The organism is uncultured Sulfitobacter sp., from assembly GCF_947502895.1.
Classification (GTDB): domain Bacteria; phylum Pseudomonadota; class Alphaproteobacteria; order Rhodobacterales; family Rhodobacteraceae; genus Sulfitobacter.
The window spans coordinates 15,777-31,616 of record NZ_CANNBM010000008.1 but is presented as its reverse complement, the minus strand read 5'-3'; the positions used below and the strand labels follow the sequence as shown (position 1 = coordinate 31,616).

Genomic DNA, 15,840 nt, shown 5'->3' with positions numbered 1-15,840 from the left:
CGACCCACCTTTGGGTTCCGGCGCCCTGCGCGCAAAAGCGGGTGGAACCTTTGACCGTGTTGGGCGGTTCTATCCACATTGATCTGTGGAGGGGCGACGCGTGCCGTCCAAATGCTGCTTCTCCAATCCCGAGGGTGCCCTGATGTCGACACGATCTGCCAGTCTGATGAGCATTCTGAAACGCATCGAGAATGCGCGAGGGGATGAACAGATAACAATCGGTGAAATTGTGAACCTGATCGGTCAGGTCAGTTTTGCACCACTTTTGATTGTGCCCGCCATTGCGCTGGTCACTCCACTAAGCGGCATACCTTTGTTTTCGGCCACCATGGGGATCATAATATTTCTCGTTTCGTCGCAAATGGTATTACGGCGTGAATATCTGTGGCTGCCGCAATGGGTCCTGCGGATCAGGGCAAACCGGCGATATGTAAAAACTGCCTTCGAGAAAATGCACCCACTGGTCAATTGGCTGGACCGGAGAACAGAAACGCGGCTTACCGTCCTGACGCACAAACCACTGGTGTTTGTGCCGCAACTCTTGTGCGTTCTGTCTGGCCTTGTTCTGCCGCTGATGGAGTTTATTCCGTTCTCGTCGTCGATGGTCGGGCTGTCCGTAGCTCTTTTGGGCATAGGTATTCTGGCGCGTGACGGCGCGGTCGTGTTCCTTGCGCTGGTGCCTTATGCATTGGTCGGGGGGTTGGTGTGGAAAGTGGTGGGCGCATAGCGCAGGCCGGCTTGTCACATCCTGACCCGCCTGCGCATACCCTAGCCTCGTTTCACATCTGCCGCCCTCGTGTGTGCGCCTTTCACATCCAGCTCCGCGCGCAGGAGCGCGAAGTTACGCTTGTTCGCCTTGAAGACCAAATCAAACAGATCACCGATGACCGGCACCGCCCCGATGGTAAAATCAAGTCCGGTATTGACCGCCATCCGGCCAATTGTGCGCTTGCGCGCCCCCAACGCATTGGCCCTGTAAATCAGATACACCGACGGGGCGAGTGTCGCCACATCCCCGACACCGGGGATCAAGCCGAGAAGGCTGTCCCAGCCAAAGCGCACAGGTGTTCCGGGAATGCGGTACTTTGCATCCAACAGGGTCGACAGTCGGTCTAGTTTCTCGATCTCGGACGTGGACATCGCGATTATTTCCGCGCCACGATATAGACCGCGTGAACTAGTCCAGGGATGTAGCCAAGAATGGTCAAGAGGATGTTGATCCAGAAATGTTTGCCAATTCCCACCTGTAGAAAAACACCGAGGGGCGGGATGATGACGGAAAGGATGATGCGGATAATGTCCATTGAAGTAGGCCTTTTTTCGTTTTGGGTGATGTAACTGAGAGCCCAACGCCGTGAGGTCCGACTTGGTTGCGAAACTAATGGAAGTGGTTTGACGAACGCATGCAGGCACCGCGCTGCTTGCCGTAAATCGATGGGCCTGTCAGAACGGAGCAGCTAGGAAAACATTGGCCGCTGCCTATTTTCTGGACATCAAATGCCTGCGACATAGTTACCCTATTAACTTCACGTGCAATAGATGGATCATCATAATGACAGAAACAGTCGAAGAGCTGCGGGCCGAAATCGTGCGGCTGAAGCAAGAATTGGCCACTGTCATTCTAGAAAAAGCTGAGACAGTCTCCAAGGTCGAGACATCGCTAGACAAACTCACCTATTTTGAAGCCATGCTAGAGACGATCCCTATCGGTATCATTTTGGCCGATGCACCCAGTGGCCGGATCACCGCCGGTAATTCGCGCGCCGAAGAAATGGTCAGACATGCGATCTATAATTCCGAAGATGTCCATTCTTATGGGGAATGGGTCTCTTTCCATGAAAATGGCCAAAAAGTTCAGAGCCATGAATACCCATTGGCAAAAGTAGTTGGCGAAGGTCACGACCACTCCGAACTTGACGTGCATTACCAACGCGGCGATGGCACACGCTTTTGGATGCGCATCATATGTCGCGCTGTCCGGCGCAGTGACGGAACCATGCGCGGCGCTACTGTGGCCATCGTGGATATCGACAACGAGCGTGATCTAATGGCGCAACAGGACGTCCTGATTGCAGAGCTTAATCACCGCGTCAAAAACGCCTTTACCGTTGTCAAATCCATCGTGAGCCAGTCTTTGCGCGGCACTGACACCGATGCCGGCGCGCGCGAGACTATTGATAACCGCCTTGACGCATATGCCAAGGCGCATTCACAGCTGATCGGTAACCGCTGGGACCGCGCGTCTATCGGAAAAATCGCCGAAGATACAATCGCCCAGATCGCAGGCGGTCGGATCAGAATGGAAGGGCCAGAGATCGAAGTGCCCTCGCGCATCGCCATGGCCCTGTCCATGGCCTTTTACGAACTGGCCACCAACGCCGTGAAACATGGCAGCCTGTCAGACACTGAAGGCCGCGTTGAACTGTCGTGGAGTTACACCCCTGCTGAGAAAGATAAAATTCGTCTGTCATGGGTGGAACTTGATGGCATCTCACCTGTTCCTCCTAAGACGAAAGGGTTTGGATCAAAGATTACAAACCAGATACTTGCTGCCGAAACCTTTGGTAAGGTAGCAATCGACTACCCCGAGGCAGGCTTCACATGGAGTCTTGAGATGCCACTCGAAACAAAGGAATGAACAGATATGTCCCCCGAGCCAAAGCGAATATTCATTGTCGATGACGAAGCACTGATCGCGTTTGAAATGGCGGATACGCTGGAGGATTTGGGGTTTGAGGTTGTCGGCCCGTCCATGCATCTGGACGATGCGCTAGATCTCGCACAGGAGGAAGAATTTGACGTGGCTTGCCTTGATGTGAACCTCGGCAAGGGCAAGACTTCGGAACCTATTGCCCGCATCCTGCGCGAGCGCGGTATCCCCTATGTCTACATCACCGCTTATGAGCCAAGCCAGATCAAGTTTCTCCAGAACGAGGACACGGTTGTACGCAAGCCGGTCTCGATGAAAGAGCTAAAGGACGCCCTGCTCGCCAGCTGAACCGTTTTTAGGGTGTTTCAATAAAAAAGCGGCCCCTTTCGTGGGCCGCTTTCTTTGTGTCGATCTGACAAGTGTGCGGGGTGCTAAGCCGCCGCTTTGTTCACACCACCCGTCGCAATTTTTGTCATGATGCGGTCACCGTCATAGGTGTTGTCAAGACACTCCTGCAAGATCGCGCCATCCTCGTCCTGTTCCAAACGGTTGGCAAAGGCTACCAGACAGCCATAGCCAGCAAGCGCATAGTGTACCATGCGCTGGTACTGGGTGATGATCATCGCGTCGCGCACATCGTCGGCGCCAAACTCTGCGTCCAGCACATGCGCGTGGGCCTCTTTCACAAGCCCCTCCATCCCTTTACAGTGCTCACCATCGGGGTTGATGTCATGGCGGTTGCAAATCTCTGCCACTTTCTCCATCCCTTCACTGATGCCATTGGCACCACGGATCAATGCCTCGGAAAGCTCTTTGTCAGTCGCGGCGCGGCCCAGTTGGGTCACTGCATCCAGCGATTGTTTATTAGCGCTCCACAGATCCTGAAGTTGGTCGTGATACACGTCTTTGAGTGATTGCATGGTCATGGTTGCGTCCTCTCTCTTTTTTCCTACATTCGTTATATCAACAGGGCAGACCCCAACTCGTTCCTGAAAATCGGCAATTTCTTTTTCCATGCGAATATGATGGGGTGGCGCGCAGAAACACCGCCAGCGTGTGCAGCTTCGGGGCTCCAACGCTTGTTAAGGATTGATCATGGCCGATTTCCTCGCACTGTTTAAAGTTGAATACGCGCAGGCGGATTGGCTCTGGCGTCTTGTGTGCGCGCTTGTCGCCGGTGCGATCCTCGGCCTGGACCGCGAGGTGCGTCACCGCCGGATCGGCATACGCACGTATATGATGGTCTCGCTGGGCGCTGCGATATTCACAGTAGTCGCAATCGAAATGGCGGTTGATATGGGGGCGGCGGGCCTCTCTGCCGATCCATCGCGCGTTATTCAAGGCCTTGTGGGCGGCTTGGGCTTTCTGGGGGCGGGCGCAATCATTCAAGGCGACAAAAGCGTGGGCGGCATGGCCACAGCCGCGAGCCTTTGGGTCGCGGGCGCTGTCGGTCTGGCGGCGGGCCTTGGCTATGCGACACTGGCTCTGGTCGCAGCTGCACTGGCGGCCAGCGTGCTGTGGATCAGCCACTTTATGGAACATCGCGGCGCGGATGACCGCCCCGATGCCAACCGCACGGCCGATGAATAGATCTTTTCGGCGGGCTTGCTATTTACTGGCAAGTCTCAGGAATAGATGCGCCATACAGCAGACAAAAAATATCGCAATCGCACCCAAATACCGCTCATAGATGCCGTCGATACCATCGGGCAGAAAAAAGAAAACGGGCGCAGAGACGGTCCATACCACGGCAATGGCAATAAACACGGGACGGTAGATGTCCGAAATCCGCTTTGCCCCATCCATCATTAACAGTGGCAGCGCCATCAAAAGCGCCCCGATCGCATAAACCAGATAACGGTGTATCACGATGCCCTCGTTATCGGAATCGCCATACTCGTTCCGCGCCCCCACAAGGAATACGATCAACCCCAGCACCGCAAACCCTACGACCCCGACACTCCACCGCTTGCCACCAAGGTGCAGATGCGCGCTTAAAAGCGCGATAGAAATCAACGCGCCCGAGAATGCGTAAATGCCAATGTCTACGATAAATTCGTACTTCCCTGCGCCCAGATCGCTGATCGTGTCGGCCATCCAGTCATGGTCCGGCACAATAAAGTCCGCGATAAAGATCGATGTGACAAAGGCAGCGCAGCCCAGAATGGCGTAAATCCCCAACACACGGATTAACGTGCTTCTACATTCCATCTCAAGATCTTTCATAGCCAACCCTGCCTGCGTGAGTGTTACTGGCCAACCCTGCCCCCCAAGAGATTGTTCCGGTCCTGCCTGTCAAAACGGCAAAAAGATCAAAGCCCACGTCAATGGATTCCATGGGCAAACGATTGAATCACGACGCGCACGCTAACGACAAATCCGACGGTTTGTTCCAGCAAAAATCAAATATTCTTTTTGGAACGGATGGGCGGAAATGCCGTTGTGAGAGTGATGCTGCTGCACGGTAGCAGCCAAAAACCAAATAGGAGAATATCAATGAAAAACCTTCTTGCAACAACAGCAACCGCAATCATCCTCAGCACAGCCGCGTATGCGGATGGCCACACTGCAGCCTTCTCGGACATGACATTCGATGCTGCGCAGAACCTGAACGCGTCCGATGTGATTGGCATGCGTGTCTACGCCTCAGAGGCGAGCATCGAAGGCACCTTTGCCGCAGGTGACGAGAAGAACTGGGACGACATTGGCGAAATCAATGAAATCGTCCTCACACGTGACGGCGATGTACAATCAGTCATCGTAGGCGTCGGCGGTTTTGTCGGCATCGGTGAGAAAGACGTAGCAATCAATATGGACCAGTTGCAGTTCGTATCCGAAGAAGGCGAAACCGATGACTTCTTCCTCGTGGTCAAAGCCTCTGCCGTCGGCGTGAAGGAAGCGCCGGAATACAAGAGCAACACAACGAACGCAGCCATGGAGACAGACACTGCAATGACAGCAGCGCCCATGATGAAGCGCGATGGCTATGAGAATGTCACCAACGAGGATTTCAACTCCGAAGATCTTACTGGCGCACGTGTCTACAGCGCCACGGATGAGGACATCGGCGAAATCTCCGAGCTCATCATGAACACCGAAGGCAAGATTGACGCAGCAATCATCGACGTAGGCGGCTTTCTTGGCCTCGGCGAAAAGCCGGTATCGGTGAGCATGGACAAGCTCGATATCCTCCGCTCCACCGATGACAAAATGTTGCGCGTCCACATCAACGCCACCCAGGAAGAGCTGGAAGCGCAGCCAGAATACGAAGGCTAAACTCCCGCATTTTCCGTAAAGGATTAGCCTCACTTCTCCGCCCTCCCTCGATCATCGGGGGAGGGCGTTTTCATATCGCACTGCCAAAGGAATATCCCAATGATCTTCGAGACCCTCCCCTACCCCGAAGTCTGGCGCGGTCTGGTGCTGGGCGCTGTCTCGCTGGTGTGGATCATTTTTATGGTGCGCATTGTCGGGCTTAGATCATTTTCGAAAATGACCAGCTTCGACTTTGTCGTGACGGTCGCGCTTGGCTCACTTCTTGCAGGGGCGGCGCAGGCCACAAAATCAAGCGGCTTTGTACAGGCGCTGGTGGCCATCACCACACTTATGGGCCTGCAATTCCTCGCCGCACTGGCGCGCCGCAAATCGGCGTACATCGAAGACATCATCGGCAATACCCCCGTGATCTTGATGGAAAACGGTATTATTTCCGATGCGGCCCTCTGTGCGACCCGCGTCAGTCGCAGCGACCTGATCGCAAAACTGCGCGAGGCAAACGCCATAGACCCAGACATCAGCAAGACCGTGGTGCTTGAGGCGACGGGCGACATTTCCGTACTCCACGGCAAGGACATCGACAGCAGCCTTCTGACAGGATTGCGCCGTTATTAGGGAACCATTGCGGGGCGGTTGTGGTTTGTCCTGCAACGGCCTGTTTCATCATTTGGCCTAATTTAATTTCACAGGATTGGATCAATATGTCTCGTGGTCGTACTGCCGAAACCCCCGCACAGCTCCCCGCCCAAGGCTGGAAAGACATCGCCTTCCGCGTCAAAGACGAAGTCGCCGCAGACCGCGTGGGATTGATCGCCGCAGGTGTGGCATTCTACGGCTTTCTCGCAATTTTTCCTGCCATCGCGGCTGTCATGGCTGTGAGCGGACTGTTCATCGATCCTTCCCAAGTCACGACGCAGATACAAAGCCTGTCAAACCTTCTACCACAGGATATCATCGACATCGTCATAACGCAGGCGCGGTCTGTCACAGGCTCCGACAGTGGTGGCCTCGGCCTGACTGCACTACTCGGCGTGCTGATCGCGCTATACTCCGCCTCCAAGGGCATGGCGAGCTTGATGGACGGGATCAACGTTGCCTACGATGAGGAAGAAAAGCGCGGCTTTATCAAACTCAAGCTTGTTACCTTTGCGCTGACGCTGTTCTTGGTGTTCGGCCTGCTGATCTCGCTCGGGGTGACCCTTGGCCTGCCAGCAGTTTTGTCCTTTGTCGATCTCGGCAGTTCGATCGAGCCCCTTGTGTTGATCCTGTCCTTCGCCACCATCGCCCTGCTCACCGTCCTCGGTCTGTCAGTGCTGTACCGCTATGGTCCCAGCCGCGACGCGCCAGAGTGGTCCTGGGCCTCGGTCGGGGCGGTTGTGGGCTGTACTCTCTGGCTCTTCGGGTCAGTAGGGTTCGCGTATTACGTCAAATCCTTCGGTTCCTATAACGAAAGCTTCGGCTCGCTCGCTGGTGTCGTCATCATGCTCACATGGTTGTGGCTGTCAGCATTTATCATCCTTTTGGGGGCCGAACTGAATGCAGAGATGGAAGCGCAGACGCGCCGCGACACAACCCAAGGCCGGGATTTACCCATGGGATCGCGCGATGCGGAAAAGGCCGACACCCTCGGTGAGGCAACTAAATAACCCCATTACGCCGATTTCAGGGAACTGATCGCACGCAGTAGCCGTTAACCCAGTAACAAAGGAGATTAAATTATGACAACTTCAAAATCGACAACCCGTAAAGCCAAACCAGCAAATCCCGCACAGGCCAAAACCGGCGATACAGACCCAAAATACGTGGGCGAAGACACACTGAACGCGAAGTCCGCCAACGCCGCGCAAGCCGCAGCGGAGCGCGTGAAAGATGCGATCCCCTCTTTCGACGAGATGGCAGATACCCTACGCGACCGCACCAACATCGATTTTCAGAATATGGCAGATGATGCCGCGACCTTCGTACGGCGCAACCCCGCCGCATCGCTCGCTGCTGCTGCAGGTATCGGTATTCTGATCGGCGTATTGGCCACCAAACGCTCGTAACTCTCTAGCTGAAGAAAGGATATTCTCATGCCGACACATGATGATCTGACACAAGACGTCAAGACCAAGGCACACGACTTGGGCAACAACGCAAAAGAAGCGATCTATTCTGAAGCGGAGCGTAAGACAGAACAGTTGCGCGATGCTGCAGCCGAAAAGGTAACGAATGCAACCAACGCCGCAGATGCCGCCGCGAATGAGTTCGGCAGCGACAGTCTGCAGGCGCGGGCCGCACACCAGATCGCGGATCAGGTGGAAGGTTTGGCCAGCCGCCTGCGCACAGTTGACCTGAACACAGCCACCCGCGACGTGAGCAATTTCGCCCGCCAGCATCCCGCCTTGTTTATCGGCGGCGCTGCACTTCTGGGTTTTGCCGCCACACGCTTTCTCAAGGCCCGCGATCCTGCACGTGTCGACTATGACAACGCAGCCAGAGATCCGTGGAGCGCACAAGGTACGCCAATTGCTACAACGCGAGGTTTCGATGTCCCATCCTGACCCAAGACAAGCGCCGACCCTTCTTGTAGATACACTGCGCAATTTCGCAAACCTCATGCAGACCGAGCTACAGCTGGCCAAGGCCGAGATCGCCAATAATGTGTCCCGCGCCGGTGCTGGTATTGCGATGATGGTTGTTGCCGCCATTCTGGCGCTGACGGGCCTCAACGTGCTGGCTGGCGCGCTGGTTGCCTATATTGCAACGACAGGCTTATCCGCTGGAACGGCGGCGCTGATCGTTGGCGGTGGTGTTCTGATCGTAGCAGTTATCCTTGTGCTGGTGGGGAAGTCCCGCCTGTCCGCCGCCGCGCTTGAGCCAACGCGAACGCTCAACAACCTGCAACGCGATGCAGCCACCGTCAAAGGAGCGACAAATGTCTGAGTACAAAGCAATTGAACGCACCGCAGCCGCAGAGCGACAGGAACTGGCTGCTTCACTTGATGCGCTGTCTAGCGCGGTAAACCCCGAGAACATTCAGAACCATGCGACCATGCTTGCCGAAACATACGGCGGTGACATCGGACGTCAGGCATGGGGCGCAGCAAAGCAGAACCCCGCCGCCTTCGCACTGGTGGGTGTTGGCATCGGTTTGTTACTGACCGGCACAGGCACCCGTCCCGAAACACGCCGCCCGACGCCCACACTGGTTCCAACCGAAGACGCCTATGTCGGATTTGACGCGCGTGTCGCAGCCGCAGACGACGAGATCAAACAGGAGTACACAGGAATGATGCAGGAAGATGATACACCTCGCGCAGCATGGTTGCGCACCAAGCTGAATGACGGTCTTGATACCCTGTCACCTGCTGCGCGGACACGCGTGATCGCCGCGCGAGAAGCCGTCGTGGATGCACAGGAAAAGGTCGAGGCCCAGACCCGCGCTGCTGTGCAAAAGTCGCAGACCTTTATGCATGATCAGCCGCTCGCCGTTGGCGCACTTGCTCTAGGTCTGGGTGCATTGGTCGGCGCGCTTTTACCGTCCACCCGTCGTGAAGACGATCTGCTGGGCGAGCACCGCGACGCCGCAATGGCCCGCGCCCGCGCGACCCTGCAGGACGAAGTAAACAAAGCCCACGCCGCAGCAAAATCCACGCTGCAAGGCGAGACCCAATCCGCAGGCTAGGCGGTCTGGCACGACCAAAACACGCAAGGCGCGTCTCATTAAAATGAGGCGCGCCTTTTTGCCTTTCAGACAGTACAGGCAAAGCCCCTTCCACGAAAAAGCCGCGCAGCCTATGCAAGACATGCGGCGAAAGTGGCCGCTATAAAACTGCTTGGCTTTCATGCAGCGAGGTAATCACTTCATCGCCGATCTTGGCTAGTATCTCCACACTATTCGCGTCCAAAAGCACAGCTCACGCTGTGAGCTTTAAATTTACCCTTCGTCCAAGTCTGCTCATGCTTCGAGGTGCAGAACACCTTGTCCTCGAAATGACTGGCCTGTGGTTCTGTCTGCGTCGCAAGGCAAATGCCAAGGGCCAGCTGCCCCACAGACATGTTCAGGATAGTGACAAGGCAACCGAATGTGTCCCGCTCACTGATAGCGCCGCACGACAGGCCGACCGCCCCGAAGGCATCGCAGATCTGGAACAGCAGATTAATTAAGGCAGCGGTAAAGATCAGCGACACAGGGAAAGGCCCCGTCAGCCCTGAAAGGATCACCAAGGCCGTCAGCCCCCGCACGACCAGCGCCGACTATTGTTGGGGTCGGCAATGACGGCAAGCCCCACCTCGCCCATTCCATCATCTCCGTGGCATAAGCGATCAGCGCCTGCGCCACTTCCACGGCTTGGGCTATGACGCCCCCACCGGCGAGATCATCGCCACACCGCGCGACGGCGTTGCCAAAGGGGCCAAACCCGATATCGCAAACGAGCGCGAATACGGGGCATCAGCGACATCCTCGGTGTGCCACGAAACTGACGTGAATTGGTCCCTAGTCCGTTGCCGGCAGGGATGCTGGTCCCTGCGGGCAATGAGTAGTTCGCGCTAGTCCGCCTTCGGGCTCTGAAGGGGTAGCGGCTCTTTGAACGTGAGTGTTCTATAGGGGAAGGGAATTTCAATGCCTGCATTGTCCAGCGCACGTTTGATCCCCGCAACCACCTGATCGCGGGAGCGACGCACGTCCGCAGGCGTTGAGCCTGCCCACCACGTCACCTCGAAATTCACAGATGAATCTCCGAACTCGTTTGCAAATACCTGAACGGGGCCCGCGTCCTGCTGGACGGTTTCACAGGCGGTGATGGCATCGCTTATTACATCTCTCGCGGCATCGACATCGGTGTCATAGGACACGCCACAGATGATGCGGATGCGTCTGTGATCCTTGTCCGTGCGGATCACGACGGGATTCTTGAACAGGATAGAGTTGGGGACAATTATCAACTGCCCGTCTGTCTGCCGGATATGGCTTTCGCGGATCGCGATGTGTTTCACCTCGCCTTCGATCCCCTCACATTCGATATGATCACCAATCCGCATTTCGCGTCTGAACAGAATGATGATCCCCGCAAGGAAATTTTCGAACACATCCTTAAAGGCAAAACCGATTGCGACCGATCCGATGCCAAGGCCCGTCAGGATACTGGCAGGCGTTAGCCCGGGAAACAGGATCACCGCCGCGATCATAATACCTGTCGTCCATATCACGATAGAGAATAGCAGGATCAACAGTTCCTTGAGGCTCTGTCGCAGCCGCATACGGCCCAGCACACGCTGCATCAGCATCTTGCCCAGCTTGTTCAGCAACGCGACAATAATAACGACCGCAAGTGCGACAACGGCCTGAGGCAATAACTCAATCGCAGCCCGTGCCATTCCGCGCAACTGGTCTGCTAAAATCTCGACTGGCTCCAACTCGTATCTCCTCTGACTCCGAAACCAACGACGCTCGGACCAAAGGGTTCCACAAAAAATTGCACAGCCTGCCGTGGCGTTCTCAGGGCCGCCTTGCCCGCCGCTCTCCCAGCATCAGCATCGCAGGCGTCAGCACCAGCGTCAGCACTGTGGCAACCACCAGCCCCCCTGCAATCGCCGAGGACAGCTCGGTCCACCATTGTGTTGAAGGTGCGCCATAGACAATCTCGCGCGTGAAAAAATTGAGGTTCAACCCGATCACCATGGGCATCAATCCGAGGGCAGTGGTGACAGAGGTCAGTACCACAGGCCGCAATCGCTGCGCGCCTGTACGCAAAGCCGCCTCTAGCGGCGCTTGCCCGCTACGCCTGAGATCGTTGAACGTGTCGATCAGCACAATGTTGTTGTTCACCACAATGCCCGCTAGCGCGATCACCCCGATGCCCCCCATCACAATGCCAAACGGCCGCCCCGTGACCAACAGCCCCAACAGAACCCCCGCGACAGAGAAAATAATCGCGCTCATTACGATGAAAGCCTGAAAGAAACTGTTGAACTGCAACACCAGTATAACGAACATCAAAAAGATAGCTGTGGCGAAAGCGCCGATCAGGAAATTCATGCTCTCGGCCTGATCCTCCGCTTCGCCCGCGAAAGAGAATTCGACCCCCTCGGGCAGATCACCCTCATTGAGCGCAGCGGTCAGCGCATTCACCGCATCATTGACCAATACCCCTGCTGCAACATTCGCCTCGATCGTAGTGACACGTTTTTCGTCTATGCGTCGGATGATGCCTGTGCGCTCCGACGGGACAAAGGTTACGAAGTTTGAAATGGGGACCAACCCTGCTTCGGTCGGCACCCGCAGGCCTGCCAGTTCTGCCAATGACCGCTCTTCGCGCGGAAAGCGCACACGGATGTCCAGCAACCCGTCGAAGTCATCGGGGCGGTAGTCGGCTACTGTGATGCCCTGGGTCAACAGCTGAACCGCCTGCCCCAACAGACTGACATCCGCACCAAACCGTGCCGCCTCTGCACGGTTGACAAGGATAGACACCTCCACCCCCGGGACAGGGCGGGTATCGGTCACATCTGTGAAACTGCCCATACGGTCCATGACATCGCGAATCTGCGCTACTGCATCTGCCTGCACATCCGGATTGCGCGCCGTGATACGCAGGTTCACAGGCTTGCCCGTGGTGGGGCCACCGCTTTCGGTCTGCACCTGCACGTCAATGCCTGCGATATCGGCCACGCTTTTGCGTATGTCCACGCCGATTTCGGCAGCGGTGCGGCGCCTGTCCCAGTCGGTCAGTTCCAACTGCAGCGTACCGATGGTTTCCTCGTCGCCCTGCCCCGCGCTCATGGTGGAGCGGGCATAAATGCTCGCTATCTCGTCATAATCCAGCAGACGGTCCTCGACCACGCGCACCAGCGCATCGCGCTCGAAGATCGAGAAATTGTCGCGCGCACGGACTTGAACCTGCATAAATTCCGGCTCTACGCTGGGAAAGAAGGTGACACCCTTCCCAAACTGCCCGTAGGCGGCAAAACACCCCAGCAACAGCGCCAGTGCCAGCAAGACGGTCGCCGCAGGGCGCAGAATGGCCCATTCCAACAGCCGCACATAAGCGCCCGTGATCCCGCCCATGTTGCGCGGATCACCAATTTCGGCGGCATGCATCTTGGCCTTGGCTTTGGCCGATTGCGGCTGTCGCTTCCCGATCAGGCCGCCCACAACCGGAATGAAAATCAGCGCCATGAACAACGATGCGGTCAGCGTAACAATCACTGTGATCGGCAGATATTTCATAAACTCACCCACCATCCCCGACCAGAACAGAAGCGGGAAGAACACAGACAGCGTTGTCGCAGTCGAAGCAATGATCGGCCACGCCATTCGCTTGGCCGCGAACGCATAGGCATCGCGTGCTGATGCACCTTCCTGTAACTTCCGGTCTGCCAGTTCTGTGGTGACAATTGCCCCGTCCACCAGCATCCCCACCACAAGGATTAGGGCAAACAGAACAATGATATTCATCGAATACCCCATTGCCCAAATCGCAATGATCCCTGCAAAAAACGCGCCCGGAATCGAGAGGCCGACCAGCACGGCAGAGCGCAGCCCAAGCGCAAGCACGATCACAATCATCACAAGGATCACGGCTGCAATCACATTCGCCTCCAGATCACTGAGAAATGTTTTCACTTGCTCGGACTGGTCCTGAAGATAGGTGATTTCGATATTCTCTGGCCAGTCGGCCTCAAGCTCGGCCACCAGCGCGCGCACCGCATCCACAGTCTCGATCACATTCGCGCCCGAGCGTTTTTTGATCTCCAGCGCGAGAGCTGGCTGGCCGTTAATCCGTGCAAACGATGTAGGGTCCTCAAACGCTCTGCGGATCGTGGCAATATCGCCAAAGGTAACCACCGCGTTGCCCCGCACTTTGACGGGCATGGCCATCACATCCTCAAGGCTTTCGATCAGGCCCGGTACCTTGAGAACGATCCGCCCTGCCCCCGTCTCGATAGCCCCGGCAGCAATTAAACGGTTGTTCCGCTGGACCTGTCCGATCAGCTCGTCAAAGGACAGGTTATAGGTCTGGAACACCGTGGGGTCGATCAGGACCTCCAGAAACTCGAACCGTTGCCCGCCGATATCTACCTCCAGAACACCGGGCAGACCTTCAATTTCTTCTTGCAGGGTTTCGGCTAGATCGTTCAGCGCGCGTTCCGGTACAGGGCCGGAAAGGATCGCCGTGATAATCGGGAACAGGGCGAGGTTGATCTCGGTAATGGTGACGTCATAGGCATCTTCGGGCAAGTCACTTTCGGCGCGGTCCACCGCATCGCGTACCTTGTCCAACGCCTCGGTGTTGTCACCACCTGGACTAAACTCAAGCTGGAGGCTGACGAACCCTTCAGCCGCGTCCGATTTAAGGCTTTCCAACCCCTCGATCGAGCCGAATTCCCTTTCCAGCGGCTCCAGCAACAAACGCTCCGCATCCCCCGGGCTGATACCGTCCAGCCCTGTCGAGACATAGAACAACGGCAGCGGCACTTCGGGGTTAGCTTCTTTGGGGATGGCGGAATAGGCATAGACCCCTACTGCCAATATCATAAAAAGCGCCATAACGACCACGCGCGACCGTGAAAACGCAGCGTTGATGATGCTATTCATCGCCCGTCACCTCAAGGCCGGGCGCTACAGTCTCACCAGCGTTCACAAACCCCTGCCCCACTGTGATGACCCGTACAACATCGGGCAGGCCCGTCACCCAGATGCCGTCAATCTGCGCCTTTGCAACCTCGATCGGGAAAAAGACAACGACATCGTTCTCATCCACCGTTTTCACGCCCAGCGTTCCCTCCGTGTCCAGCGACACAATTGAGGACGATACGAAATGGGCGGTCACATCATTTGTGGGGATAGTCACCTCGGCCGAAATGCCTGCAGGGATCGCCCCGTTTTCATTTTGCACCTCGATCTCGGCAAGGAAAGTGCGCGTCTCTGAGGCCGCAGAGGTGCCGACAAATGTCACGGTGCCCTCGCGCTCTTCTCCTGTGATGAAGGCAACACGCGCAGGCTGACCCGCCGCCAAACGGGTCAGCGATTGCTGCGGCACCTGAATGGCAATGGTCAGCGGCGTATTATCCACCAGCCGCCCTACGTTCGACCCCGAGGAAACAAACTCGCCTGCGTTCAAATCCAGCGTTTCGATCCGCCCTGCAAAAGGGGCCGTGATCGTCAGCGCCTTTGCCGCCTGCCTCACCGCAATGACCTGTGATTGCGCCGCGGCCAGCGTAGCGCGTGCCTGCGACACACGGTCGGCGGTGGCGACCCCGCGTTCCAGCAGGCTTTCGGCGTTGTCAAATTCCCGTTGCGCACGGGCAAGCTCTTCGGTGGCGCGCACGGCGTCGGCCTCGTTGCTGGCAGGATCGAACCGCGCGATCACGTCACCCGCTGCTACGTTCTGGCCTTTTACGACAGACACCTCTTCGATGCTTCCCGATGTTTCGGCCCGCAGCATCGTGTCACGGTCGGGCAGGGCCTGCCCTTCGGCGCGATAAAACTGCGTAACCGATTGCGCCATTGATTCCGTGACTGCCACTGCAACAGGCTGTGGTGCCTCACGCGTGATCTCTGGCACTACCTCTTCGGAAGGAAAAATAAACCCGCTGCCCATCCAGCCTACAATGCAAATCACAAGCGCGGCAGCGATCCAGGTAGAGCGCGACGCACCGTCATCCCCCTCAAAGCGCAAGGTCTGTGGCGCGGATTTCTCCGCAGGCGCGGTCTTTGGGCTGTCGTTTGTCATGGGATGGTCCTTTGGCACTGCGGATGGCGGCCTCGATGGTTGACGGTCACTACCACCCTCAACAGTCATGCCACAACCGTTAGGTATTTCGCCCGTCCCGTCTTGCAATGGTGCCGGTCACAACATGGCAGATTACGGCAGAGCTTCACCAGCTGCGTAGGCACGCCGCAAAAAAAGCGGCGCGAGCTATCGCGC

Annotated in this window: 19 protein-coding genes; 11 read left to right on the top strand and 8 right to left on the bottom strand. The window is 56.6% G+C overall.

All coding sequences use genetic code 11. From position 1 onward, the window contains the following. The first annotated feature begins 142 nt into the window (after positions 1-142). A complete protein-coding gene (locus tag Q0903_RS18505) occupies positions 143-727 on the top strand; it encodes an exopolysaccharide biosynthesis protein (RefSeq protein WP_299417734.1) in 585 nt (194 codons plus the stop codon). 41 nt (positions 728-768) lie between these two features. Here Q0903_RS18505 and Q0903_RS18500 read toward each other — a convergent pair whose 3' ends face one another. Both Q0903_RS18500 and Q0903_RS18495 read right to left on the bottom strand, forming a co-directional pair. Then, positions 769-1,140 (bottom strand): DUF4112 domain-containing protein, encoded by a 372-nt coding sequence (locus Q0903_RS18500; protein ID WP_299417733.1) that lies wholly within the window; start codon positions 1,138-1,140, stop codon positions 769-771. A 5-nt stretch (positions 1,141-1,145) separates the two neighbouring features. Further along, positions 1,146-1,304 carry a YqaE/Pmp3 family membrane protein gene (locus Q0903_RS18495; RefSeq protein WP_299031385.1) on the bottom strand — a complete coding sequence of 53 codons (159 nt, stop codon included), beginning with the start codon at positions 1,302-1,304 and terminating at the stop codon, positions 1,146-1,148. 248 nt (positions 1,305-1,552) lie between these two features. Here Q0903_RS18495 and Q0903_RS18490 point away from each other — a divergent pair, with 248 nt between their 5' ends. Both Q0903_RS18490 and Q0903_RS18485 read left to right on the top strand, forming a co-directional pair. Continuing rightward, positions 1,553-2,638, top strand: coding sequence for an HWE histidine kinase domain-containing protein (locus Q0903_RS18490; RefSeq protein WP_299417732.1), 1,086 nt, complete (start codon positions 1,553-1,555; stop codon positions 2,636-2,638). Between the two features lie 6 nt (positions 2,639-2,644). Beyond that, positions 2,645-2,998 (top strand): response regulator, encoded by a 354-nt coding sequence (locus Q0903_RS18485; RefSeq protein WP_299417731.1) that lies wholly within the window; start codon positions 2,645-2,647, stop codon positions 2,996-2,998. Between the two features lie 83 nt (positions 2,999-3,081). Here the strand turns inward: Q0903_RS18485 and Q0903_RS18480 are convergent, their stop codons facing one another. Next, entirely contained in the window at positions 3,082-3,576 is a 495-nt protein-coding gene (locus tag Q0903_RS18480) for a ferritin-like domain-containing protein (RefSeq protein ID WP_299417730.1), read from the bottom strand. Positions 3,577-3,745: 169 nt separating this feature from the next. Here Q0903_RS18480 and Q0903_RS18475 point away from each other — a divergent pair, with 169 nt between their 5' ends. Further along, a complete protein-coding gene (locus Q0903_RS18475) occupies positions 3,746-4,240 on the top strand; it encodes an MgtC/SapB family protein (protein WP_299417729.1) in 495 nt (164 codons plus the stop codon). Positions 4,241-4,258: 18 nt separating this feature from the next. Here Q0903_RS18475 and Q0903_RS18470 read toward each other — a convergent pair whose 3' ends face one another. Then, on the bottom strand, positions 4,259-4,876 hold the full coding sequence (locus Q0903_RS18470; RefSeq protein ID WP_299417727.1) for a DUF998 domain-containing protein: 618 nt from the start codon (positions 4,874-4,876) through the stop codon (positions 4,259-4,261). Between the two features lie 270 nt (positions 4,877-5,146). Between Q0903_RS18470 and Q0903_RS18465 the strand changes: the two genes are divergently transcribed. The 7 genes from Q0903_RS18465 (at position 5,147) to Q0903_RS18435 (ending at position 9,593) form a co-directional block, all read left to right on the top strand. Next, the gene (locus tag Q0903_RS18465; protein WP_299031402.1) at positions 5,147-5,926 is read left to right on the top strand and encodes a PRC-barrel domain-containing protein; all 780 of its coding nucleotides are present in this window, start codon (positions 5,147-5,149) and stop codon (positions 5,924-5,926) included. 99 nt (positions 5,927-6,025) lie between these two features. Next, positions 6,026-6,541: a YetF domain-containing protein gene (locus Q0903_RS18460; RefSeq protein ID WP_299417725.1), complete on the top strand. Its 516-nt coding sequence runs from the start codon at positions 6,026-6,028 to the stop codon at positions 6,539-6,541. Between the two features lie 86 nt (positions 6,542-6,627). Further along, on the top strand, positions 6,628-7,572 hold the full coding sequence (locus tag Q0903_RS18455) for a YihY/virulence factor BrkB family protein (protein WP_299417723.1): 945 nt from the start codon (positions 6,628-6,630) through the stop codon (positions 7,570-7,572). 72 nt (positions 7,573-7,644) lie between these two features. After that, entirely contained in the window at positions 7,645-7,971 is a 327-nt protein-coding gene (locus Q0903_RS18450; protein ID WP_299031410.1) for a hypothetical protein, read from the top strand. Between the two features lie 27 nt (positions 7,972-7,998). Beyond that, positions 7,999-8,469 carry a hypothetical protein gene (locus tag Q0903_RS18445; RefSeq protein WP_299417721.1) on the top strand — a complete coding sequence of 157 codons (471 nt, stop codon included), beginning with the start codon at positions 7,999-8,001 and terminating at the stop codon, positions 8,467-8,469. Continuing rightward, positions 8,456-8,851 (top strand): phage holin family protein, encoded by a 396-nt coding sequence (locus tag Q0903_RS18440; protein ID WP_299031415.1) that lies wholly within the window; start codon positions 8,456-8,458, stop codon positions 8,849-8,851. Before Q0903_RS18445 ends, Q0903_RS18440 begins: the two co-directional genes overlap by 14 nt. Then, complete coding sequence (locus Q0903_RS18435; RefSeq protein WP_299417719.1) at positions 8,844-9,593, top strand: hypothetical protein; 750 nt, start codon at positions 8,844-8,846, stop codon at positions 9,591-9,593. The genes Q0903_RS18440 and Q0903_RS18435 overlap by 8 nt, the downstream gene beginning before the upstream one ends. 209 nt (positions 9,594-9,802) lie before the next feature. Here Q0903_RS18435 and Q0903_RS18430 read toward each other — a convergent pair whose 3' ends face one another. The 4 genes from Q0903_RS18430 to Q0903_RS18415 form a co-directional block, all read right to left on the bottom strand. After that, positions 9,803-10,099, bottom strand: coding sequence for a hypothetical protein (locus Q0903_RS18430; protein WP_299417718.1), 297 nt, complete (start codon positions 10,097-10,099; stop codon positions 9,803-9,805). 360 nt (positions 10,100-10,459) lie between these two features. Further along, on the bottom strand, positions 10,460-11,326 hold the full coding sequence (locus tag Q0903_RS18425; protein WP_299417717.1) for a mechanosensitive ion channel family protein: 867 nt from the start codon (positions 11,324-11,326) through the stop codon (positions 10,460-10,462). An 82-nt stretch (positions 11,327-11,408) separates the two neighbouring features. Next, positions 11,409-14,507 (bottom strand): efflux RND transporter permease subunit, encoded by a 3,099-nt coding sequence (locus tag Q0903_RS18420; protein ID WP_299417716.1) that lies wholly within the window; start codon positions 14,505-14,507, stop codon positions 11,409-11,411. Beyond that, on the bottom strand, positions 14,500-15,645 hold the full coding sequence (locus tag Q0903_RS18415; RefSeq protein ID WP_299417715.1) for an efflux RND transporter periplasmic adaptor subunit: 1,146 nt from the start codon (positions 15,643-15,645) through the stop codon (positions 14,500-14,502). The genes Q0903_RS18420 and Q0903_RS18415 overlap by 8 nt, the downstream gene beginning before the upstream one ends. Positions 15,646-15,840: the final 195 nt, after the last annotated feature.

What these genes read in the sequence shown, in the direction of transcription:
- Q0903_RS18460 (WP_299417725.1), top strand. Translation starts at nt 6,026, where the DNA reads ATGATCTTCGAGACCCTCCCCTACCCCGAAGTCTGGCGCGGTCTGGTG.
- Q0903_RS18445 (WP_299417721.1), top strand. Translation starts at nt 7,999, where the DNA reads ATGCCGACACATGATGATCTGACACAAGACGTCAAGACCAAGGCACAC.
- Q0903_RS18475 (WP_299417729.1), top strand. Translation starts at nt 3,746, where the DNA reads ATGGCCGATTTCCTCGCACTGTTTAAAGTTGAATACGCGCAGGCGGAT.
- Q0903_RS18455 (WP_299417723.1), top strand. Translation starts at nt 6,628, where the DNA reads ATGTCTCGTGGTCGTACTGCCGAAACCCCCGCACAGCTCCCCGCCCAA.
- Q0903_RS18470 (WP_299417727.1), bottom strand. Translation starts at nt 4,876, where the DNA reads ATGAAAGATCTTGAGATGGAATGTAGAAGCACGTTAATCCGTGTGTTG.
- Q0903_RS18450 (WP_299031410.1), top strand. Translation starts at nt 7,645, where the DNA reads ATGACAACTTCAAAATCGACAACCCGTAAAGCCAAACCAGCAAATCCC.
- Q0903_RS18465 (WP_299031402.1), top strand. Translation starts at nt 5,147, where the DNA reads ATGAAAAACCTTCTTGCAACAACAGCAACCGCAATCATCCTCAGCACA.
- Q0903_RS18495 (WP_299031385.1), bottom strand. Translation starts at nt 1,304, where the DNA reads ATGGACATTATCCGCATCATCCTTTCCGTCATCATCCCGCCCCTCGGT.
- Q0903_RS18485 (WP_299417731.1), top strand. Translation starts at nt 2,645, where the DNA reads ATGTCCCCCGAGCCAAAGCGAATATTCATTGTCGATGACGAAGCACTG.
- Q0903_RS18500 (WP_299417733.1), bottom strand. Translation starts at nt 1,140, where the DNA reads ATGTCCACGTCCGAGATCGAGAAACTAGACCGACTGTCGACCCTGTTG.
- Q0903_RS18490 (WP_299417732.1), top strand. Translation starts at nt 1,553, where the DNA reads ATGACAGAAACAGTCGAAGAGCTGCGGGCCGAAATCGTGCGGCTGAAG.
- Q0903_RS18505 (WP_299417734.1), top strand. Translation starts at nt 143, where the DNA reads ATGTCGACACGATCTGCCAGTCTGATGAGCATTCTGAAACGCATCGAG.
- Q0903_RS18420 (WP_299417716.1), bottom strand. Translation starts at nt 14,507, where the DNA reads ATGAATAGCATCATCAACGCTGCGTTTTCACGGTCGCGCGTGGTCGTT.
- Q0903_RS18440 (WP_299031415.1), top strand. Translation starts at nt 8,456, where the DNA reads ATGTCCCATCCTGACCCAAGACAAGCGCCGACCCTTCTTGTAGATACA.
- Q0903_RS18480 (WP_299417730.1), bottom strand. Translation starts at nt 3,576, where the DNA reads ATGACCATGCAATCACTCAAAGACGTGTATCACGACCAACTTCAGGAT.
- Q0903_RS18435 (WP_299417719.1), top strand. Translation starts at nt 8,844, where the DNA reads ATGTCTGAGTACAAAGCAATTGAACGCACCGCAGCCGCAGAGCGACAG.
- Q0903_RS18415 (WP_299417715.1), bottom strand. Translation starts at nt 15,645, where the DNA reads ATGACAAACGACAGCCCAAAGACCGCGCCTGCGGAGAAATCCGCGCCA.